Source organism: Sphingobium sp. TomMM15 (assembly GCF_055397045.1).
In genome coordinates this window covers 1,324,952-1,346,760 of sequence record NZ_AP027314.1, presented here as the reverse complement: position 1 = coordinate 1,346,760, position 21,809 = coordinate 1,324,952, and the positions used below count along the sequence as shown (strand labels likewise).

At 63.3% G+C, this 21,809-nt stretch carries 16 protein-coding genes and 3 pseudogenes; 2 read left to right on the top strand and 17 right to left on the bottom strand.

Annotated features, from left to right (window positions below; all coding sequences use genetic code 11):
• Positions 1-104 precede the first annotated feature (104 nt).
• Positions 105-446, bottom strand: coding sequence for a hypothetical protein (locus ACZ51H_RS06825; RefSeq protein WP_464801327.1), 342 nt, complete (start codon positions 444-446; stop codon positions 105-107).
• A gap of 148 nt (positions 447-594) precedes the next feature.
• Positions 595-726, bottom strand: a pseudogene (locus ACZ51H_RS06820) (2-pyrone-4,6-dicarboxylate hydrolase); the annotation flags it as partial.
• On the opposite strand from ACZ51H_RS06820, the pseudogene ACZ51H_RS06815 reads away from it, so the two are divergent.
• Positions 712-843, top strand: a pseudogene (locus ACZ51H_RS06815) (FAD-dependent monooxygenase); the annotation flags it as partial. The pseudogenes ACZ51H_RS06820 and ACZ51H_RS06815 overlap by 15 nt on opposite strands.
• Before the next feature lie 80 nt (positions 844-923).
• Here ACZ51H_RS06815 and ACZ51H_RS06810 read toward each other — a convergent pair.
• The 13 genes and pseudogenes from ACZ51H_RS06810 to ACZ51H_RS06750 all read right to left on the bottom strand — a co-directional run.
• The gene (locus ACZ51H_RS06810; RefSeq protein ID WP_464801326.1) at positions 924-1,949 is read right to left on the bottom strand and encodes a nucleoside hydrolase; all 1,026 of its coding nucleotides are present in this window, start codon (positions 1,947-1,949) and stop codon (positions 924-926) included.
• A gap of 17 nt (positions 1,950-1,966) precedes the next feature.
• Positions 1,967-5,296 (bottom strand): glycosyl hydrolase, encoded by a 3,330-nt coding sequence (locus tag ACZ51H_RS06805; protein WP_464801325.1) that lies wholly within the window; start codon positions 5,294-5,296, stop codon positions 1,967-1,969.
• Positions 5,297-5,312: 16 nt separating this feature from the next.
• Positions 5,313-6,254 carry an alpha/beta hydrolase gene (locus ACZ51H_RS06800; protein WP_464801324.1) on the bottom strand — a complete coding sequence of 314 codons (942 nt, stop codon included), beginning with the start codon at positions 6,252-6,254 and terminating at the stop codon, positions 5,313-5,315.
• A 32-nt stretch (positions 6,255-6,286) separates the two neighbouring features.
• Positions 6,287-7,597 carry a family 1 glycosylhydrolase gene (locus ACZ51H_RS06795; protein WP_464801323.1) on the bottom strand — a complete coding sequence of 437 codons (1,311 nt, stop codon included), beginning with the start codon at positions 7,595-7,597 and terminating at the stop codon, positions 6,287-6,289.
• A gap of 20 nt (positions 7,598-7,617) precedes the next feature.
• The gene (locus ACZ51H_RS06790; protein WP_464801322.1) at positions 7,618-8,457 is read right to left on the bottom strand and encodes an alpha/beta hydrolase; all 840 of its coding nucleotides are present in this window, start codon (positions 8,455-8,457) and stop codon (positions 7,618-7,620) included.
• 64 nt (positions 8,458-8,521) lie between these two features.
• Complete coding sequence (locus ACZ51H_RS06785) at positions 8,522-10,867, bottom strand: TonB-dependent receptor (RefSeq protein WP_464801321.1); 2,346 nt, start codon at positions 10,865-10,867, stop codon at positions 8,522-8,524.
• A gap of 25 nt (positions 10,868-10,892) precedes the next feature.
• Positions 10,893-11,717, bottom strand: a complete 825-nt coding sequence (locus ACZ51H_RS06780) for a fumarylacetoacetate hydrolase family protein (RefSeq protein ID WP_464801320.1) — start codon at positions 11,715-11,717, stop codon at positions 10,893-10,895.
• Positions 11,717-12,616: a VOC family protein gene (locus tag ACZ51H_RS06775; RefSeq protein WP_464770955.1), complete on the bottom strand. Its 900-nt coding sequence runs from the start codon at positions 12,614-12,616 to the stop codon at positions 11,717-11,719. The genes ACZ51H_RS06780 and ACZ51H_RS06775 overlap by 1 nt, the downstream gene beginning before the upstream one ends.
• On the bottom strand, positions 12,613-13,044 hold the full coding sequence (locus tag ACZ51H_RS06770) for a GlcG/HbpS family heme-binding protein (RefSeq protein ID WP_464801319.1): 432 nt from the start codon (positions 13,042-13,044) through the stop codon (positions 12,613-12,615). Before ACZ51H_RS06770 ends, ACZ51H_RS06775 begins: the two co-directional genes overlap by 4 nt.
• The gene (locus ACZ51H_RS06765) at positions 13,041-14,504 is read right to left on the bottom strand and encodes a bifunctional 3-(3-hydroxy-phenyl)propionate/3-hydroxycinnamic acid hydroxylase (RefSeq protein WP_464801318.1); all 1,464 of its coding nucleotides are present in this window, start codon (positions 14,502-14,504) and stop codon (positions 13,041-13,043) included. The genes ACZ51H_RS06770 and ACZ51H_RS06765 overlap by 4 nt, the downstream gene beginning before the upstream one ends.
• 18 nt (positions 14,505-14,522) lie before the next feature.
• Positions 14,523-15,752 (bottom strand): amidohydrolase family protein, encoded by a 1,230-nt coding sequence (locus tag ACZ51H_RS06760; RefSeq protein ID WP_464801317.1) that lies wholly within the window; start codon positions 15,750-15,752, stop codon positions 14,523-14,525.
• Between the two features lie 90 nt (positions 15,753-15,842).
• The gene (locus tag ACZ51H_RS06755; protein ID WP_464801316.1) at positions 15,843-16,733 is read right to left on the bottom strand and encodes a LysR family transcriptional regulator; all 891 of its coding nucleotides are present in this window, start codon (positions 16,731-16,733) and stop codon (positions 15,843-15,845) included.
• Between the two features lie 616 nt (positions 16,734-17,349).
• A pseudogene (locus ACZ51H_RS06750) lies at positions 17,350-17,766 on the bottom strand (IS630 family transposase); the annotation flags it as partial.
• Between ACZ51H_RS06750 and ACZ51H_RS06745 the strand changes: the two are divergent.
• Positions 17,702-18,241: a hypothetical protein gene (locus ACZ51H_RS06745; RefSeq protein ID WP_464801315.1), complete on the top strand. Its 540-nt coding sequence runs from the start codon at positions 17,702-17,704 to the stop codon at positions 18,239-18,241. The pseudogene ACZ51H_RS06750 and the gene ACZ51H_RS06745 overlap by 65 nt on opposite strands.
• Positions 18,242-18,277: 36 nt before the next feature.
• Here ACZ51H_RS06745 and ACZ51H_RS06740 read toward each other — a convergent pair whose 3' ends face one another.
• Together ACZ51H_RS06740 and ACZ51H_RS06735 are read right to left on the bottom strand one after the other, a co-directional pair.
• On the bottom strand, positions 18,278-20,497 hold the full coding sequence (locus tag ACZ51H_RS06740) for an amylo-alpha-1,6-glucosidase (RefSeq protein WP_464802863.1): 2,220 nt from the start codon (positions 20,495-20,497) through the stop codon (positions 18,278-18,280).
• Positions 20,498-20,507: 10 nt separating this feature from the next.
• Entirely contained in the window at positions 20,508-21,608 is a 1,101-nt protein-coding gene (locus ACZ51H_RS06735; protein WP_464801314.1) for a glycosyltransferase family 4 protein, read from the bottom strand.
• Between the last annotated feature and the right edge of the window lie 201 nt (positions 21,609-21,809).

The following is a 21,809-nucleotide window of genomic DNA, read 5'->3' as shown; positions in this document are numbered from 1 at the left end:
AAAGGGTCGGTCTCGCGTTGACGCGTTTTGCCTGTGGCCATCGTGGCCACAGAAGAAGTGTCATTGGATTATCAGAATTTGATCCCGCCGCTCGCGAGCGAGTGTCATGAAACGCGGGACGAAAAGTTGGCGCCAAGCGAGCCCTCAAGCCCCGCCAGATTTGGGCAGTCCGTTTCTTCCTTGATCGACACCGACGACTTCGAGATCGAGCGCTTTTCGATCTGGCTATCGATAGCAAGCTGCGCGGCTGCGACCTGGTGAAAATCCGGATCAGTGACATTGTTTGTGATCGCAAAATCCGGACCAGGGCCACCGTTGTTCAGCAAAAGATCGGCCGCCCAGTTCAGTTTGAACTGATGGACGATGTTCGCGCCAGTCTGCTCAAGTGGCTCGAACTTCGCTGCGGTTTTCTCGATGACTTTGCCTTTCCAAGGCGCGCGGATCACGCAAATCACATATCGCCGACGTTATCGCCAAGATTGCGGGCGAATGGCCTGCTGCCCGCTGGGATGAACTCATGCCGTGGAACTGGCGTCCAGATCAGCAACCCATCGCCGAAGCCGCCTGATCCGCGGCCTCCAGCCCACGCTTACCCAATATGTCGGCTTCGAAATAGACGATGACATGCCAGCCCAAGGGTTGGATGCTGCGGGCGACTTCCAGGAACTTGTCCTTGGGCGCGTTATCGACCAAGTGCTCGCGACCACTTAGGAGAAAATCTATCCGTTCGGATGGCTGGGCATATTGGCCGATGTGCCGCCATCCGAGCATGAGCTGATCTACGCCAATCATGAACATGGCTTTGCGCTGACGTCGATGCGGTCGGAGAGGCGCAGCCGCTATAATCGAGGCGCAAGGGGCCTTCACGCGCCCCTTGTCTCACTTTCGACTGCTCTGGCACAGCATCATAGCGCTCGCCCCCATCAATGCTCCCGGTGAACCTGTGGCCGCCTGAACTTGTGCACCATGTCGCGAATGGTAAGGCCTGCGTCGATCGAGGTGTAAACACGCATCGGTCGGCCGGTCGGCCTGGCGATGTAGGTGCCATCGGAAGTCAAACGAGGGGTCGGCTGGAGAATGTACCGGCTCGACGATGGATCGGGCTGGATGGGCGGCAACAGCGCTGTGAGCGTCACCAGCGCACTGTCGCCGAGCCCAATAACTTCTGACGAGGGCATGCTGGAAAATGCAGGGATCGCCGCGAGTTTAGAGTCCATTTCGTCCACTTGCAGCTTCAGAAAGCGGCCAAGCGGCCCTGAGGCGGCGAGATCCTGCATTTCCGCCGAACTGAACAGCAGCTGCCGATAGGCGTCGCGAGGGACTTGCCAGATTTCAATGTCGGATTCGTTGAAGATCAGTTGCGCTGCCAGGGAATCGATCGAGAAATTGAATTCGGGCTCGTCCGGGCCAGGAGGCGGGTAGGCGATACCGCTATGTTCGCGTCCGCCGATCCAGACAAGCTTCAGCCGGCGGCCGATGCGTGGCTCTGCAAGCCAAGCGAGGGCGAGTTCGGTCAGCCCCGCGCCCGCGGCGTATACGAGGGGTTCATTCGTGTCCTCGCGCATGGCTTCCCGAACGATCGCGGCGGTGGCGGGACTGGGCTTCCAGGCGTCACGCGAGGCGATCGAGCTTTCCGATCCGGTCAGCAGATGTGGCGTCCTGGGCGCTTTCAGGACAGCGAGTAGCTGTTTTGCTTTCGCCAGGCCGTCCGCTGCAGACGACGCGCCGCCGAAGGCCGGGGGCAGGTGGGAGCTGACGAGGATCGGGATATTCACGGAGGGGGAAAGAAGATGATGGGCGAGCTGAAACAAGCCATCGGAATCTCCGGCAAAGTCATTGTCGATGATGACTCGCGCCAGAGAAGGCCGGTGCGATGGAGCAGCCCGCAGCGAACAGGGGAGCGCCGCCAATAGGGCGGCGGCCGACCCTATAAATCCCCTGCGGTCCACGCGATGAGCCTGAGATTTCACTTGGTCCACAGCGTCACCGGGCCGATCAGACCGCCCGGACGTAGGGGCGCGTTCGGTTTATAGGTAGGAGCGGCGGTGAAGGTTATGGGTTTGGCGCCGGGTTGCTTGTCACCGATGAGGCGGTTGACCCAGAGATTGGCGACTTTCACCTCCAGCTGGTTGCTGCCGGATTTGACGAAGCGGCCGATGTCGAGGCGATAGGGTGCGAACCAGCTGGTCCCGGCAAGCTGGCCGTTTACGCGGACTTCGGCGAGGTCGCCTACCTTCCCAAGATCGAGCCAGAGTGGCTGGCCGCGTTTTGCGGCTTTGGGCAGAGTGAAGCGGCTGGTGTAGGCGGCGATGCCGGAGAAGTAGCGGACGCCTTCTTGCCTCGCTTCGTTGAGTGGCGTGAGTTGGGGCATCGGCAGGGTGGCGGGCGCACCCCGGCCGGGCTGGAAGCTGATCTGCCATGGCTGGTCGAGGGTTGCGATCTGGCGCGGGTTGGGAGCGGTGATCGTCGCGGCGGGGGCGCTGGCGGGCTTGCGGAAGAGGATGAAGAAGGCATCTTCCGCGCCGACGTCCAGCGGGATGACGGTTTCCTGGCCTTCGGTGCGGTAGGAGACAGGTGCTGCCGTGCCGTCGATCGCGCGCCAGATTTCGGGCTGGCGGCCGGTCACGCGGAAGCGGGCTTCGATCTTTTCCGCGCGGTTCTGGCGGTTGTTGACGAAATAGAGTTCGCCGTCCGGCAGCGTGCGGTGGACGAAGCGATACTCGCTGTCGGGCGCACCGCCGGTGACGCGGAAATCAGGGGCGATGCCGATGCGGGCAAGGGCGGCGTCCGGGTCTTGAGCGGGGATGATGCGCGGCTTGGCGGTGGTGGTGCCTTTCCACAAGCGATCGACAAGCGCGGCGAAGGCGGCGGGATCATCCTTCATGGCGGGGTCGCGCTCGGGCGCTTCGCCGATGATGGGGACGCCTGCGTCGGCGAGCGCGGCGATGCGGCGCAGGGTGGGCAGGGTCATGACGCGGCTCGATCCGCCGAGATAAAGGGCGCGGTAGCGGGCGCCGCCGGGCGCGACCAGCTGGCCATCCTCGACCTTCAGGACATTGGCGAGGATGTCGGCGTTGACGAAGTCATAACCATAGCCCTTGGGCAATCCCGCCGGTTCTGCGGTCGCGAACAGGGCGGTGATCGGCGCGTCCTCTCCATGGAACCAGGCGATGTCGGCATGGTCGCGGCCCTGCTGAAGCAGGTAGCTGGTGCGGGCCATATAATCGACCCAGGGGCGCGCCATTTCCGCCCAGCTTTCATGCCGGTTGAAATATTGGCCGAAGATCATGAGGCTGAGGCCCGGCACCTTGTCGTCGATTGGCTGGTGAACGGAGGTGTGGACGATCGGCCGGTTGATGCCGGACGCGAATTCTAGATCAACGATACGCTTCAGGTCCGAAGGCGCGAAGGCCCACGGAGATGAGGCTGAGGTCATGGATTCTGCCGCGACGATATTCTGGCCGTAGATATGGGCCACGGACGCTGCGCCCTTCATGTCGCCGAGCAGAGTGGGGCGGGGCTTTGCATCGCGGTTCCAGGTCCAGAGCGCGGCCATCGGCACATCGGCATGGCTGCGCATGGTGAGGTCGTCGCCCAAGACCGGGCGCACGTCCTCAAGCGCTTCGCCATAGAGGATGAGGCCATTTTCATGCGCGACCTTCGCGATGGTGCCATAATGCGCGTCGGCGAGAAGATCGGCCAGCGTCTGGCGATAGTCATGGAGAAAGGCGTCGCTGCGCGCGGGCGAGCCGACGATCGCGCCGGTGAGGACGGGCAGATAGGACAGGGGATCATAGCCGCGCCGGGCGGTGAATTCCTCGACCATGCGCGGCGTCCAGTTGGAGGGGCCAACCTCTATGCTGTCGGTCAGGAGCGCGCGGATGCCCTTTGCGCCGATCCATCCGGGGCCGACTGCGTCGCGATACATGGAGAGATAGGTTTCCATGTAGCGGCGCACGGCGGCGGGATCATATTTGTCGACTTCAAGGCCGGTCGCTTCGGCGGTGGCGGGATGGTTGGTCTTGCCGAGCAGCGAATAGCCGAGGCGGAGGATGCGCCAATTGCTGCCCGAAGGCGGGGTCCAGTCGAGCGTGCCGTCGGGGCGTAGATGGCTGCTGATGTCGATGACCTTCGATGGGTCTACGGCGCCAGCGGTGGAGGATGATCCGGCGGGGAGGGCGGCGTAGTCGCGCAGGATGGTGAAGCCCGCCTTGGCCTCGAAGCGGTCGAGGCGTGGTTCGGCGGATAGCTGGAGCGCGCCGATGGCCAGCTTTGGTTTGGACGGCTCAGCGAAGAAGTCGATGGTGACGGCTCCCGGCACGCCGTCGCCAAGGCCGGGCGCGCGGGGCGCGTCGTTGCGCCGCAGGACGATGCGGAAGCGACTGGCGGTGACGGCGGGGAAGGCTATCGTGGTAGCGGCTTCGGAAAGGGGGAAATGGCCGACCTGGCGCCAGTCGCTGCCTTGCTGCGCCTCTAGCACCGGACGGTAGGCCGGGTCGCGAAAGGGGGGCTTGGCATTGGGGACGAAGAGGCTGGCGGAGCGGACCGTGACGGGCTTGCCATAGTCGAGGATCAGCGTGCCGGGCTGATCGGGGGTGCCGGTGGTGATTTGGGCGGTGGTGTTGAGGTCGGCATCATCTAGCGCGGCGGCATCGATAGCCGTGCCGTCGCCTTGACGCATTTGCGGGCGGGGCAGGCTGGCGCGCTTTACCGGAAAGGCGAGCAGGCGGACGTCGCGATAGAGTGGGGCGAGCGTTTTCGAGCCACCCATGCCTTCGAAGGCGGGGGGCAAGGATGCGCTCTGGAAGGGGCCGACGGTTGCGGGTGGCTGAGGCAGCGCGCCCGTAACGCGGCGGCCACCCCGCACGGTGGTCTCCGCCCAGACGAGCTTTTTCATCGCGTCTTCGGGCTTGACCCAGGGGCCGCCCGTCTCGCTCCAGCCGGGGGAGGAGGCGATGGCGAATTCCAGGCCCTTGGCATCGGCGGTGCGGACGGCGTGGGCGAAGGCGTCTTTCCAGTCCGGCGTCATGTAAACAAGCCGCTTGGGCACGATCTGCGGCGTTTCCAGGCTGGCGTCGAAATTCTGGACGCCGCCGATCCCCATGCGCGCCATCCAGTCGAGATCCTTGTCGATCCCTTCCTTCGTGATGTTGCCGTTCATCCAGTGCCACCAGACGCGCGGCCGGGCGCTTTGCGGTGGGTTATGGAAGCCGTCCGCGAGATCATCCGCCAGCAGCGGACTGGCGAAGGCGGTGCAGGCGAGCAGCAGCGCAAGGCGAAGGGCGCGGGTCTTCATGCCGGTATCCTTTGGATCAACGGGCGGTAGCGGGGGCGGCGGCCAGCCAGCCGTGCATCCGCAGCCAGTCGGCGAATTGCGGTAGAACGCCGGTCGAGGTGGTGCCGGGGCGGCCAGCGCCGAAACCGTGGTCGCCGCGTTCATAGGCGTGCAGTTCGACGGGACGGCGGGCATTGCGCCAGGCGTCGGCGATGGCGAAGCCCTGCTTCTTGAACAGCCCATCGTCCATGGCGATGGCGGCGAACATCGGTGGGGCGTCGGCAGGGACCGTGACGACGGTCATGGGGCCGTAGATATAGCCGATGAAGGCGGGGCGGGCGTCGCCCTGGCCCTCCAGCGCGGCGCTGAGCGCGGTCATGGCTCCGGCGGAAAAGCCGATCATACCGACGCGGGCGGGATCGACGCGGAACTCCTTGGCGCGGCTGCGGATCATCGCGAGGGCGGTCAGCGCGTCCTGCGTCGCGCGGGGTTCCTTGATCTGGTCCACCGCGCCGGGCTTGGTTGCCTGCGCCATGCGCTGGCCCATGAATGTGCCGTAGGCCTTCGCGTCGCGGGGGGATTCGTTCAGGCGGTATTTGAGGACGAACGCGGCGATGCCTTGGGCAGCGAGCCAGCGGGCGATTTCCTCGCCTTCGCTGACCATGGAAAGTTGAAGGAAAGCGCCGCCGGGCGCGACCACGACGCCTGCGCCAGTGGCCTTTGCAGGGTTGGGGAGATAGGGCGTTATCGTCGGGCGCGTGACATTGCGGACAATGTCATTTTCCATGTGCAGCTGACCATAACGGACGCTGTAATGCTCCCATTGTTCGTTGTCGGCATCCTTGGCGGAGGGATAGAGCGGGATTTCGGCGAGCTTTGGCTTGGCGATCGGCGTGAGCTGCATTTGCGCGGCTGCGGGGGCGGCGATCGCCAAGGTGAGCGTGGTCAGGACGAGGGTGGTCAGGGCCGGGCGCTTCATCGAACGGGTCTCCTCTCTATCTGTTCTGTGCATCAAATCGCATTGGAGCGTGCGATTGCACCATATACGGTCGCGCTGGGCTTGGGAACGCGGACAAAGGTGGTGGGATCGAAGCTGTGGAGGCCGAATTTCGGGCGATAGCCGAAGATCCATTCGAAGTTGTCGATGAGCGACCAATGGCTGTAGCCGATGACGGGCACGCCCGACGCGATGGTCTTTTGCAGCTCCGCGAGGGCGGCGGGGATGAAGCGGGCGCGGATGCTGTCGTCATCGGTGCCCACGCCATGTTCGGTGACGAAGATGGGGACGCCGGTCGCTTCATGGGCGTAGCGGACGGCCCCGGCGAGGGAGGGGGCATAGACTTCCGCACCGGAATAGTTGAGTTGCGAGCCCTTGGGCGGGGGAAGCTTGCCCTTGTCGCTCCACATATTGCGTTCGTAATTCTGGACGCCGAGGAAGTCGTCGGCTCGCGCGGTTTCCAGCCATGCGCCGTAGAGCTCCCGCCGCTTGGCATCGCGGAGGCTGTTGCGGCCGATGGCCTGGTCATCGAACATGGAGAGGGAGAGGCCGACGGGTAGGTCGCCGCGCACGGCCTTGATCGCAGCCTTTGCAACCTTGTGTGCGGGGACGAGGTTTGCCTGCATGGCGTCGAGATCGTCCATGTTGGCGGCGTTGAGCGCGGTGAATTTGGGCGTGCCCATGCGGCGGGCTGCTTCGTCGAGCATCGCCTTTTGCGCCTCCATGACTTGAGGCGGCAGGACCACGGCGCGCAGGACGAGGAGGATGTTGGGTTCGTTGAAGGTGATGGCGTGGCTGATGCCGTCGGCCAGATGCCGGGCGGTGCGGTCGCAGAAGCGGGCGAAGAGCTGGACGCCTTCGCTGTTGGTCCAGCCGCCCATGGCGCTGAACCAGCGCGGCGCGGTGAAATGGTTGAAGGTGACGACAGGGTTAAGGCCTCGGGCGCGGGCGCCGTCGATCATGCGCTTGTAATGATCGAGCATGGCGATGGAGAAGAGGCCGGGCTCCGGCTCTATCCGCGCCCATTCGAGGGAAAAGCGGTAGCTATTGAGGCCCATGCCCTTGGCCAGGTCCATGTCCTGCGGCCACAGGGCGAAGCTGTTGGCGGCGTCGCCCGAGGGCGTGGAATAGATGGTGGGCTTGATATTTTCGAGCAACCACTGGTCGCTGGCGACATTATTGCCCTCCACCTGATGCCCGGCGGTGGAGGCGCCCCAGAGGAAGCCCTGCGGGAAACGGCGGCCGCTCAGCCGGTCTGCGGCTGCGAGCGCGGGACTGGCGGCGAGAGCCGCGCCGGTGGCGATCAGGGTCCGGCGGTCGATCATGTCTCTCTCCCTTTTTCGGGTTAGTTTGTTGTGTCTTTGATGAAGGCGCAGATTTCGTCGGCGAGGCGGCGGTCGCTGGTGCCGAGGTGCATGGGCAGGCTGTAATGATTGTGGCCGCTGACGATCATCGCTCGCGGCATGGCGCCGTGGCGGTTGAGCCGGTCCTGCATCAGCCCGAGAAATTCCTGTTGGAAGCGGGCGGGGTCATGCTGGGCGCAGGCGATGAAGAGCGGGAGGGTGGTCGAGGCCACGGCTTCGAGCGGCATGCGGTCGGGGTAGAGTGCTGGGTCGCCATAATAGAGCGTGTCGCGTTCATCGAGCGGGGTGTAGCCATAGAGGCCGGAGAGCAGGATGGCGGCGCGGATATCGGTGGTGCCGTGGCGCTGGAAATATCCCGCAACATGGACCGCGCCGGCCGAGGTGCCCATGAGGACGATGCGGCTGGGGTCGCCGCCATGCTGGGCGGCGTTGCTCTTCGTCCAGGCGATGATGGCGGCAACGTCTTCGGGACCGGCGGGCCACGGGTGGTCGGGCGCGAGGCGGTAGTTGGGGACGATGCCCATGAAACCCGCCTGCGCCGCCATGCGGCCGACATTGGCGTTGGGCCAACTTTGATCGCCACCCTTGTCGCCCTTCAGAAAGCCGCCGCCGTGGAGGAAGATGAGGATGGGAGCGGAGGATGTGGATTGCGGGCGGTGGAGGTCGAGGCGGTGGCGTTCGTGGGGGCCGTAGGGGATGTCGGTCGCGGCGGCAGGGATGCGAGCGGCGAGGGTGCTCTGTTCCGCATCGAATAACGCGGTGCAGCGGGCTAGAATGTCAGGGCCGAGGGCTTGGCCCATGGCGGCGATATCGTGCCTCATCCGTTTCGTCCTTAGCTGGCAACAGAGGCGGGCGATCTCATTTGGACCGCCCGCCAGCTTTTGATCAGAAACGCGCTTCGAACGACACGCCGAAGGTGCGCTCGGCTTCACGAGTGCGCCAGTTCACGTAGCCGCCGTCCGAGAAGGGGAGGCCAAGGATTGCCGAGTTGAAATCGACGTCGAACAGGTTGCGCACGAAACCGCCCACGCGCCATGCGCCGTCCGCATTGCCTATGCCAAGGTTGAGGTTCACCACTTCATAGGCGGGCTGAATTGTATTCTTGTCACCCACCGCATTTTGCGTCTTGGACCGGAAGGACAGGTTGCCGGATGCGTCGAAGGTCAAGCGGTCGGTGACCGGATATTCCCAGTTCGCGCCCAGCACGACACTATATTTGGGTGAGCCGGGCAGGACTTCCCCGCTGGCGTCAAACAACTGACCCGGCGTTGCCGAGGCGTTGCAGACCGTCGCTGCGGTGCCCGAAACGACGAACACGGTCGGGCAGGCCGTCACATAATCGGTGAACTTCGCGTCCGAATAGGTGAGGGACGCGTTGACCGAGAAGGTCTTGGAAGGACGGGCGACCAGCTCGACTTCGAACCCCTTCACCTCCGCGCCGCCGGCATTTTCGGTGAGGAATTCCTGACCATCGAAGACCGACGTCTGAAGATCCTTATATTTGTCCCAGAAGGCGTTGAGGTTGACGGTCAGCGTGCGGTCGAGGAACTGCATCTTCGCGCCCGCCGTGATGTCGTCCACCGTCTGCGGCGCGACTGTGCTGCGGGTTCCGGTGAGGCCGGAGAAGGTCACCGTCGGCCCCAGATAACCACGTGCGTAGGTGGCGTAGAAGAGGAGGTCGCGGTTGGGCTTATATTCGAGGCCCCCGCGGCCCGAAATGTCGGTCTTCTTTGCCCGGCCGGTCTGCGGCGCGCGCACGTCGTAAGGCACGGTGCCCGATGGCGTGAAATTGTTCGCGGGAGATGGCGGATCGAACGGCGCCAGTTCCGGATCGGCATAGGAGTAGTTCAGCGCCTTCACCTTGTCCCGCGTGAGGCGCGCACCGCCGATCAGGCTGAGCGTGTCAGTGATATGATATTTGCCGTCGAAGAACAACGCGGCGCTGTCCGATGTGGTGCGCGTGACGTTATAGCCTGCGGTGATCGAGACGGTCGGGAAGGTCGAATAGGGCAGCGCCGGACGCAGGATCGCGCTCTGGCCGCCGCCAAGGCCGGTCTTTTGCCGGGAGAAGAACAGGCCCGCAATATATTCGAGCGGTTGGCCCTGCGGTGAAGTCAGGCGCAGTTCCTGCGAAAAGAAGCGCTTGGTTTCGCCCTTCGACTTGGCGAAGAACTTCTCATAAGGCAGGCCATCGATCGCATAGGTGAAGGGCGCTTCATTGAATTCGCGCCAAGCCGATACAGAGGTCAGGGTATGATCACCCAGTTCAAGGTCCACCTGAAGCGAGGCACCGTAATTTTCGACGTCGTAGAAGCCCGCGCCGTCTTCGATGGACTCTTCATTGTGCAGGCCGGGCGTGACGCCCAGCGCCGCGAGATTGACGAAGGGCACGCCAGCGATGCCGCCCGGAGCGGTCTGAGCGGCTGAGAGCTTGTTGAGGGTCCAGGTCTGGCCGGGTCCCTTCTGCTTCTGGCGCGAATAGTCGCCGATCAGGGTGACCGAGAGACCATCGGTGGGCTCGACCAGCAGCTTGGCGCGTGTGCCATAATAATGCTGGCCGCCCCATGTTTCATCGCGGACGACATTTTTGATGAAGCCGTCATAGGCGCGGTCGAAGGCGTAGATGTTGAACGCGGCTTTGCTGCCGATCGGAATGTTGACCGCGCCATGAATGTCGCGCTCGTCGAACGAGCCATAGGAGGCGAAGACATTGCCGCTGAATTCGCCGAGTTCGGGCTTTTTCGTCGTGATATTGATGACGCCCGAGGAGGCGTTCTTGCCAAACTGGGTGCCCTGCGGTCCCTTCAGCACTTCGATCCGTTCCAGATCGCCAAGGCTGTTGACCGGGCTACCGAAGCCGATGACGACATTATCGACCACCAGGCCGACCGGCGCTTCGGACGCGCTGGTGAAGCCGCCGAGCGTGCCGACGCCGCGAACGCGGAAGCCAGCGTCGTTGGGGGTGGTGCCGAACTGCACGCCCGAAAAGGTGTAGGCGATGTTGGTGAGGTCCTTGAAGCCGGTCGCGGCAAGCTGGTCACCGCTAAGAGCCGACACGGCGAGTGGGACGTCCTGCAGGCGTTCGGCGCGCCGGGTGGCGGTGACGATGATGTCCGTCGAGGCGACGGGCTCGGCCGCTTGCGGCGCGGTTGTTTCCTGCGCCCATGCAGGCGTCGCGATGGCGAGCAGGCTGGCGCTGCCCAAGGCTATGTGCGTGGTGAACTTTCTCATGACGTTGATCCTCTCCCCTTGTTGATTACTGTTCGTCGATGATGCGGTTGGTGAGCGTGCCGATGACGCCGATGCTGATTTCGACCTTGTCGCCGGCCTTCATGTAGAGCGGCGGGGTGCGTTTATCGCCGACGCCGCCGGGGGTGCCGGTGGCGATGACGTCGCCGGGGGCAAGGGGCGTGAAGGCGGAGATATATTCGATGACGGTGGCGATATCCCAGATCATGTCGCTGATCGGCTGATCCTGGACGAGTTCGCCGTTGAGGCGGGTCTGGACGCCCTGGGCGGCAAGGTCGCCCGCCTCGTCCGGCGTCACCAGCGCGGGGCCGAAGCCGCCGGTGCCGGGGAAGGTCTTGCCGGGGGTGAACTGGATATTGTGGCGCTGCCAGTCACGGGCTGAGCCGTCGTTGAAGCAGGCATAACCGGCGATGTAGCCCATCGCGTCGGCGCGGGCGACTTTGTGCGCGGGCTTGCCGATGATGACGGCCAGTTCGCCTTCATAGTCGAAGCGGGTCGTGACGGACGGCTTCACCATGGGCTGGCCGTCGGCGACTAGGCTGTCGGCATAGCGGACGAAGATTGCGGGGTGCTCCTTCTGCTCGCGGCCGGTTTCCTTGACATGTTCGGCATAGTTAAGGCCGACGCAAAGGATCTTGGCCGGGTCGGGGATGACCGGGAGCAGGACGATGTCGTTGCGGTTGTAGCTGGCGCCCTCGGTTAGCGAGGCGAGGTTGCCCGCGGCGAGTGCGGCTTTCAGGCTGGGGGCGCCGGTCAGTTCGACGATGGCGTCGCCGTCCAGGCGGCCGAAGCTGGGGGTGCCGTCGGGGCGGCGGAAACTCACGTAGCGCATCAGACTTGTTCCTCGTTCAGGGGCTGCGGAGCCCAGTCGCGGCGGTGGCGGAATTTCTCCTCGGCGGCGCGGAGGCCGGTGAGATCCTTGTCGGACATGCCCCACTGATCGATGCGGCCTTCGGGCCAGGTCCAGTCTTCGGGGGCTCCGGCTTTGTAGTCGTCGGGGACCTTCTCGACGGCGGTGGAAAATTCGATGACGGGACCAAAGGGGGCGATGAAATAGGCGAAGACGTTCGCGCCGGGGCCGTGACGGCCGGGACCCCAGGCGGGGACCATGCCATGGTCACGCAGGCGGCCGATACCGCGCATCACCGCGTCCATGTCCGCCATCTCGAAGGCGATATGGTTGAGGGAGGAAAAGCCCGCGCGGGCGAAGGCGGTCGAGTGGTGGGACTCGTTGCAGCGGACGAAGACCATGCCCTTCGTCCGGTCGGAGACGCGGAAGCGTAGTGCTTCCTCGATCAAGTGGCCGGTGGCTTCGGCGTCGGTGGCGTTGAACACCACATGGGTGAGCTTGACGGGGAGATCCTTGCCTTCGATCGGCGCGACTTCGCTCGTATCGGTGAGGAAGCGGAGCAGCTCGCCCTCGGCCAGTTCGACGATGATGCCGTGGCCATTGCCGGGATCGTTCGAAGTGACAGGGCTGGCGGGGAGGTTCGCCTTCGTGACGCTGGCCTTCAGTTCTTCGAGCCGTTCGGGCGAGCAGGTGAAGGTGGTGGAGCGGACATGGGGTTCCGCCGACTCTTCAAGCGCGACGAGATAGGGGAAGCTGCCCGATCCGCGCAGATAATGGGTGCCGCCTCGCACTTCGGCGGGGGCCATGCCCCAGATGTCGGTGAGGAAGGCGGCGGCCTCTGCGGCGTGGGGCAGCGCCAGTTCGATGCTGCGCAGTTTCATTTTGCGTCTCCGTGAGTGAGGCCAGCGGCGGCGATGCCAGCGATGGCGCAGGCTTCGTCCATGTCGCCGGTGTCGCCGCTGGTCCCGACGGCGCCGATCATCCGCCCTTCCAAGTCACGGATGATGACGCCGCCGGGTGACAAAGCGAGTTGGCCGCCCGTAACGGCCACCACGCTCTGAAAGAAGGTGGGGTTGGAAGCGGCGCGGGTCGCAATGATTCGTGTGTCCGCCCCCAACCCCAATGCGCCCGAGGCTTTTGCCCTGGCTATGTCGAAACGGAACAGGCTCGCGCCATCCTCTCGCGCGAAGGCGATGGGGTGCGCGCCTGCGTCGAGGATGATGATGGCGAGCGGCTGCGCCTGCTGCGCGCGGGCGTGGGCGAGCGTGGCGTCCAGGATAGTGCGGGCTTGGGCGAGAGTTAGGGTCATGGCCGGAGCTTTCCTTGCCATTGTGTGAGGAGGTCGGCGGGCGTACCGGTGCCGAAGACATAATGGTCGGGGCGGACTAGGACAGCCTGCGCGTTGTGAGCGGTGAGCCAGTCTTGGATCGCGCCACTGGCGGGGACGAGGGTGATTTCGGCAGGGACGTCAATGGGCGCGGTGGTGAAGAGGCGCCAGCCGCTGCCGATAATGTCGTCGAGAAGCTGGCCGTCTACGTTGGGCTGGATGAAGCGTTCGCCTGCGCCGGGGGTGCCGATAGCGACAATGCCCTGCGCGATGGCGGGGATGAGGTCGGCGGCGGTGCCATGGCTCGCGCCCTTGGCGGCTTCGCGTATTTGGGCGTCGCGGGTGGCGGCTTGGGCGGGGTCAAGCATGCAGATGTAACGGCCTGCGGCTACGGCGGCGGAGATGACGGCGCGGACATGGGGGTCGCGCTCGGTCTGGTAGCTGTCGAGCAGGGTTTCAGGGGCGCGATCCGCCAGCACCAATTCGAGCTTCCAGGCGACGTTCGCTATGTCGCGCAGGCCGTGGCACATGCCTTGGCCGAAAAAGGGCGGTGTCTGGTGCGCGGCGTCCCCGGCGAGGAAGACGCGGCCCTGACGCCATTGCTCCGCGATCAGCCCGTGGAAGCGGTAGGTGGCGGCGCGGACGATCTTGTGCGGCACGCCGGTGAGGTAGGGGGCGACGAGGGCGGCGACATTGCCCGGCTGCATCATGACGGCGTCATCCTCGCCGGGGAGGAGCATGAACTCCCAGCGGCGGTGATTGCCACGGCCCGGCACAATGGTCGCGGGGCGTTTGGGGTCGCACATCATGACAGAGAGCTTTTGCAGGTCGGCGGCTTCCGGTACGCCCCACAGGTCGGGGAAGCGGACCGGGCCGTCGACTTCGGCATCGACGACGAGCCAGGGTTCCTCGAAATCCAGATCGTCGAGGGCTATGCCGAGCGCCTTGCGGACGGTGCTGCGTGAACCGTCGCAGGCGATGACATAGCGGGCGCTTTCGGTGCGGTTGCCGGACAGGTGGAGGCTGACGGCTTGAGCGTCCTGCTCCAGCCCTTCGAACGCCGTCCCGAGCAGGAGGGTGACATTGGGATAGGCGGCGAGGGCTTCGCGCAGATGCTCTTCCAGTTCGGGCTGGTAGAAGAAATAGTCGTTGGACCAGCTGAAGGGGCGGGGGCGGCCGACCGTGCCCATGTAGCGGATGACGCCATGATCCGCGCCGACATGAAGATGGCCCTCCGTTTCGCGCATATCGCCCGCTACGCGATCAATGACGCCTGCGGACTGGAACAGGCGCATCATCTCATGGTCGAGATGGACGGCGCGGGGCAGGGGATAGGGGTGCGCCTCCTGCTCCACGACAAGGACGGACAGGCCGGCCCTGCCAAGGAGATTGGCTGCGAAAGCCCCTACCGGGCCACAACCGATGATCGCTACGTCGAACATCTTACTGGGTCAGTTCTTTCAGGCGGAAACGGGCTGGACGGACTTGTGGAGACGGCCACCCTGCATGATCATGAGGAGGCGCGCGGGGTCCTGAAGGATGGCGACATCCTGCGTGGGGTCGCCATCGACCAGAAGAAGGTCGGCGAGATAGCCTTGCTTGATGAGGCCGGTCTGCTCGCCCATGAGCTGGCCGCCGAGCATGGTTGCTGCGCTCAGGACCTCGGCGGGCGTGAAGCCGAAATAATCGACGAAATGCTGGAGGTCGCGGGCGTTGCGGCCATGGGGATTGAAGGGGAAACCATAGTCGCCGCCGATCAGGATGCGCACGCCGCGTCGCTTGAGTTCGGGGACGAGGCTTGCTTCGAGTTGCATGCGCTGGGTGGCGCTGGCCTTCATCGCGCTCATGTCGATATGGGGTGGGGGCGTTGCTTCCAGCGCTGCGACTGAGACGCCGGGGCCGGGGGCGTAGAAAATCTCGTCCTTGTGCGCGGCGAGCGCATCGATCGCGGCTTCGTCGGCGAAGGAGCAATGGTAGAGGATGCGCGCGCCTGCTTCGAGCGCGAGGTCGATGGCGCGCGGGGTGTAGGCGTGGGTGGCGATCCAGAGGCCGTTCGCCTTGGCCGCTTCGCCAGCCGCCTGCATTTCCTCATCGGTGTAGAGGATGTCCTGCGCCGAGCCGGGCTTCAGCGCATCTTCGCCGGAAATGACGAGCTTTACCGATTTGACGCCCGTGTCGCGGCAATGGTCCATGAAGGCGCGTATCGCTTCAGGGCCACGGCCGTTGAAGACGTTGCCCGTCTCCACGCCTTGTTCGCCTTCGGGGCTGCGTTCCAAGGTCGAGGGGATCAGGCGCGGGCCGGGAGTCTCGCCTGCTGCGATGGCGCGGGCGAGTTCGGGCTCTATGCCTTCGCCCAGCGCGCCTGCGGAATAGACGCTGGTGAAGCCATGATCGAGGAGGACACGGGCGTTACGCCACGCGGCGGTCTTGAGCTCTTCGGGCGGCAGGATGAACTGGTGGTAGATATGTTCGACCGAGCTGCCCCAGGTGAGGTGGCAATGCGCATCGATCAGGCCGGGCATGAGCGTGTTGCCATGGCCATCGATGCGGATGTCGGCGGCGATGGACTGAATGTCGGCATCAGCGGGGAAGATGGCGGCGATGCGATCCTGATCGATCAGGACGGCGCCCGGTGCGCTGGCAGCGCCGCTGCCATCGAAGATCCGCACGTTGTGGATCAGCTGCCGCATCTTGTCCTCTCCCGGCATATTTTGTTTGCCGGGGCTTACATGCGCCTTATTCGTCCGTAGGAAAAATAATCATTTTTACTAATACCATAGTCAGGGCCTATGGATGAAATAGTCGAGCAGGCGTTGTCCCAGACCGGACAGGCGGGCGCCCTTCAACTTGCGGATGCCAATGCTGCGGGGGAATGCAGCCTCACGAATGGCGATGGCGCGGAGTACGCCGATGGACAGTTCCGCGGCGGCGACCTGCATTGGCAGGATGGTGACACGGCTGCTGCTGCGCACGATAGCCTTCGTCGTCAGCAGGGAGTCGCAGCGGATGCTGCTGTTGGGCACGGGTGCGTCGGCGGCGAGGAACAGGGCATCGACCTGCCTGCGGAATGCGCCGCGTGCTTCGGGCAACACCCAGCGCAGATCGGCTAGGTCCTTCAACGACACTTCGCTCGGCAGATGTTCGTTGGCCCGCCCGACGATCAGGGAAAAGGGATCTTGGGAAAAGGTGAGTTCGTCCAGATCGTCTGGCGGCGTATCCATGCCGGTGGTGACGAAGGCGAGTTCGATGTCGCCCTGGCGGAGGAGCGTGGCGAGGTCGGGATCGGGCCGTTCGATGACATGAAGCGCGAAGCTGCCCGCATCATCTTCAAGGAAACGGACGGCGCCTGGCAGGAGGCTGACCAATGCTCCGGGCGTACCGCCGACGCGCAGCGGCCCGGCGATACCCTGCCGCGAGAGGCGTAACTCTTCTTCGGCGTCCTTGAGCAAACCTTCCATCGCCTGCGCTCGGCGAAGGAGCATGCGGCCTTCCGCCGTCAGCGCTATGCCTGCGCGCGATCGTTCCAGCAGGGTGGCGCCGATCGATTGTTCCAGCTGGGCGATGGTGATCGATACGGATGGTTGTGAAATGTTGAGCAGCCGGGCGCCTCCGCTGATCGAATTGGCCCGGCATACGGCCAGGAAGGTGCGAAGGGCGCGAGGATCAATCATGCTTAGCGTCTAGCCCTCCAATACAGCAACGACTTGGATTAACTCGGCCTCCGAAAAGAGTACGGATCACGGATCGAGCGTATTCGATCTATCTAGATGAAGTGAAGGCAAATATTGGACGGCAGATATCACGCGGTGCCTAAAAATCATACACCAGAGGCATCTGCGAACGCCTGGTGGCGTTTGGCGGGCTATTTGCTACCTACAATTTCGATGTAGCGCCGATCGAGCCCCCCGGACCGATGTTGTCGATTACCGACAACTGCGAGATCCGCGCTTTGGACGACTCCACTTGCGGCCGACGCTCGTCATTAAAATAAATCATTTCTTTCAATCCGCTAGTCCATCAAAGCCGACGCTTCGGTACGTATCAAACCATCATACGGCTTCTCGGGCAGCACCCCGTCTCTCTCTCTCTCTCTCTCTCTCTCTCTCTCTCTCTCTCTCTCTCTCTCGCAATATTCCCATCAGATCTTGGTGGGACGACCCGTACATTCACATCGCGGGCAGAAATTAAGTTAAGGGCCTGAAAGCCGATTTCGCCAGCGGTCACCCCGTGGCAAATCGGCGAGGTTCGGGCGGTTCCTCCTGTGAGGCTAATACCAAGGCGCATTGATCAGAACCCATGCGCCCACTGACGCAGGCCGATCGACATGATGCGCCATGGCTGGTCAGCAAGCTTGTTCCAGGCGTGGCAGCAGTGCTCGACGATGTCGTCGTAGGATTTATAGATGCGGTTCGACAGCCAGTTATCGCGCATGAACTGCCACAGGTTCTCGACGGGGTTCAGCTCGGGGCAGCGGGGTGGTAGCGGCAGCAGCGTGATGTTGGAGGGGATGATCAGATCATTCGAGCCGTGCCATCCGGCCTGGTGGAGCAGGATTACGGCGTGCGCGCCAGGCGCGACATGGAAGGCGATCTCTTCCAGGTGCAAGCCCATCGCCTCGCTGTTGCAGTGGGGCATGACAATGCCGGCCGCCTTTCCTTCAGCCGGGCAGATGGCGCCAAAGATCCAGGCCGAGGCCCGGCGTTCCGAGGCTCTTTGCCGCCTCGACGCGGCCGTGCCCGGCGATGATCCGATCCTCCTCGTCGATCAGTATCGGGTTGGTGAATCCGAACTTCCTGATACTCCTGGCGATCTGGCCGATCTGCTTCTTGGAGTGGGTACGCGCGTTGCGCGCTGCATCATAATCGTTCTCCTTTGGTGGAGAGCGTCAGAACCACGTCCTGACCTTTCGCGCCTACCAACGTTTGACACCGGCACGATTTTTTTCAGATCATGCCGGGCGATATCAGCTTCCCTGCTGACTTGCCGCTTTTCCCTGCAATCGAAGGAGAGAATGCCTGCTGGCAAGACTAGGGAAATCTCTCTTCAGAACGGCAGATTTCCGCCATTTTCTTCGCATGAATGGCGACAATTTCCAGACGAAAATGCAGTTCACGGCAATATCAGGGAAATGCAGGGAAGAGACGGGTTCGCTCTGGAATGCGTCCTGCACCATTTTTAGCAGCCTGTAATGACGCCGAGCAGCCAGGCAAAAGCCTCAAGCGATCGTCACCACCCGCGCCGAGCCTGTTCGGTCGAGCGGCTTTACCACGACCTTGTCTCCCATCCGGTCAAAGGCGATGTCGATCGATGCTTCGCCAATGCGCAGGCCATAGAGCCGCAGTTCGTCGAGGAATCGCGGCAGGGCTGGTTCGCGCAGGGAGATTTCAGGGCCTGCTACGTCGAAGCCGATACCCAGGCTCGACTGGATCAGTGACAGAGGCGCTGCGGCGGACCATGCCTGGGGGCTACAGGCCACGGGATAGAAGGTCGGTCCTTGCGCGCGGCGGCGGGGAAATCCGCAGAAAAGTTCCGGCAGGCGCATGAGGTCCACATATGTCGCGGCCGCGAAGAGGCCTTCGAATATCTGCGCTGCCTCACGCTTGTAGCCGTAGCGGGAGAAGCCCGCCGCGATGAGGGCATTGTCATGAGGCCAGATCGAGCCATTATGATAGCTCATTGGATTGTAGCGCGCTTCCGTCGATGCGATGGTGCGGACGCCCCATCCGGAAAAGGAGGCTGGCGCCATCAGCGTGCGCACCACCGATTCCACGCGCTCTTCCCGCGCGAGGCCGGTAAACAGCACATGCCCGGCATTGGAAGAACGAACGCGGCAGGGCTTTTTTTCTCCATCCAGCGCCAGCACATAGGTGCCAAGTTGCGGGTCGAAGAAGGCCGCATCGAAATGGTCGCGCAAATGGTCGGCGCGTAGTCCGTAGTCCGCCCCCCGTTGAGCATCGCCGATCGCCCGATGGATGGCTTCGGCGGCTCTCCAGGCGCCGTAGACATAGGCCTGGACCTCCGCGAGCGCGATGGGGCCGCGCGCGATCGAGCCATCCTCGTGGAAGATCGAGTCGTGGCTGTCCTTCCAGCCCTGATTGGTCAGGCCCTGATCGGTGAGCCGCCCATATTCCACGAAGCCGTCCCCATCGCGGTCGCCATACTGATCGACCCATTCGAGGGCTGCATCCAGATGCGGCAGCAGGCTGGTGATGAAGGGCTGGTCGCCTGTTCGTTCCAGATAAGCGCCAGCCAGCATGATGAACAATGGCGTTGAATCGATGCTGCCGTAATAATGGCGGAACGGCACTTCGCCCAGTTCCGCCATTTCGCCATGGCGGACTTCGTGCAGTATCTTCCCCGGCTCCGCGTCCGCTGCCGGGTCGAACGCGGTGGCCTGATGCTTCGCCAGATAGCCGAGCACGCCACGGCTGAGCGCTGGATCATACCAAAGTGTTTCGAGCGCGGTGATGATGGCGTCGCGGCCGAACACGGTGCTGAACCAGGGAATGCCCGCATAGGGATAGGGACCAAATTCGGTGTCCGTGGACAGCATGGTGATATCCGCAACGGACCTGCGCGTAACCTCATCGAACAGAGCATTTGATGAACGGACGGTCGCGCCGCGCGCCCTTGCCTGTTTCAGCGACTTCATGGATTCGCGAAGGGTTTTGAGGAACTGGCGTGAGAAGGGTTCTTGCGTCAATTCGACCCGCTCGCATGCAATGCGCATGTACAAGGTGCGCCGTTCGCCGGGCGGGACCATGACCTCGAACATGGCATGGCTTTCGGTGAGCTCTTGAGGCGCCGGATCAAAACAAAGGTGGGTTTCACGCGTCTTGGCGTCGCGGCCTTCATAGACGAGGAGAACGTCGGCGCTTCCCACGACGGGGGGCTTCATGGTCCCCTTACGCAAGCGCGTCATGCCGCGAATTTCGAACAGATCGGCAAAATCGGCAGCGAAGCTCATCTCCACCTTCACCGTTCGGGCGTCGGTATCGAAGTTGCGGATCGTGATCCGCTCATGGACGGCGGAGTCCCAGAGGAACCTTGTGCGGCGCAGGTGGATAAGGTCATGTTCCACCGCGACCCGGCCATCGTCGCCTGAAAAATCGGGATTTGTGAGGTCGCAGGTCAGCATTGCGTTGTCGTCACGCAATGCGGAACTCAGCAATATGGGCCGGAGTCCGTTGATCGTCATATAGAGGTGCGACAGGTGCCGGGTGTCGCGGTGGTAAAGCCCTTCGGGACTCCCCGGTCCGGCAATCGCATCGCCGCTATGGTCGAAGACCGCGAAGCTGTCGCCATGCTTCAGCGTTCGCGGACGCCTTTCGTGGAGCGAAGCGGTGGCCGGGATAAAGAACTGTGTCTGCTGCTGGGACAGGGACTTTGCCGGTTCCGTGGCCAAGGCTTCTGGCTGCAACTGGCTCGCCGTCATGCGAATCTCCTTATCCGACGACCTGAAGGTGAAGCTCCGCTTCATCGCCGCGCTCGCGACGAAGCCGTGCGGCATCGGTGCGCGCGCCGGGCAGGCCGTGATAAAGCGAGACATAGTCGGCCGCCATCCGGTCTGCCGTGAAACGTGCGTCAAAGGCGGCGCGTACCCCGCGACGGTTGAGTTCGCCGAGCCGGGAAACGGCTTCGACGGCCTGATCCTCCGTATCGACTATGAAGCCCGACACGCCATGGTCGATAATTTCGGGAACCGATCCGCAGCGGAAGGCGATGACGGGGGTCGCGCATGCCATCGCCTCGATCATCACCAAACCAAATGGTTCGGGCCAGTCTATCGGGAAGAGGAGGGCGCTGGCGCCGCCGAGGAAGTCAGCCTTCTGCGCTTCATTGATTTCGCCGACGAAATGAATGTTGGGATGAAGGTTTATGAGCGGCGCGATCTCTGCCTCCCAATATGCTTTGTCCACATTGTCGATCTTGGCGGCGATCTTGAGCGGCTTTCCGGAACGGGCGGCTATGCGAATGGCGCGGTCGGGCCGCTTTTCCGGCGATATGCGCCCAAGGAAGGCGAGATAGCCGTCATCGCTGTCGATTTTCGGCGGTAGAAGGTTTGCGGGAAGACCGTGATAGACAGTGCCTGCCCAGTTCACTGGGGGCATAGGCAGCCGTTGGTGGTCGGAAATGGAAACCAGGCTGTGATCACGGAAGGTCTGGTAGAAAGGGCGCAGGTCCGGCAGGTCCAGACGGCCGTGCAGCGTCGTGACGCATCGGCCGACGATGTCCTGCACCAGTGGCATGTGAACAAGATCGATGTGGAAATGTAGCGCATCGAACTCATGGGCGCGCTGGCGCACCGCTTCCAGCAGCATCATGTGATAGGGAATGGCGTCGCGAACATGGGGATTGAGGCGAAGCGCCATGTCCGTGACGGGCACCAGTTCCGCGCGAGTGACGGAATCGCCGCTGGCGAACAATGTCACGTCATGTCCTTGATCGACCAATGCTTCGGTTAGGTAGGAAACGATGCGCTCGGTTCCGCCGTACAGCTTCGGCGGTACGCTTTCGGCCAAGGGAGCGATTTGAGCGATTTTCATTCAGCAATCCTCATCATTGGCCATGAAGGCGCCAAAGGCGCGGGCGGCCGTTGACGAGGGTTAAAAGCCTGAGCGCCGGGCGAGTTGCATGCGCTGTTCAAACCATGATGGATTTTGGCGCGTAAAAATGCCTTGCCGCGCCGAAGCGTTTCCGCGTGTGCAGCAACAATTTGTAACATTCGGAAAATTTCAGAGACATTT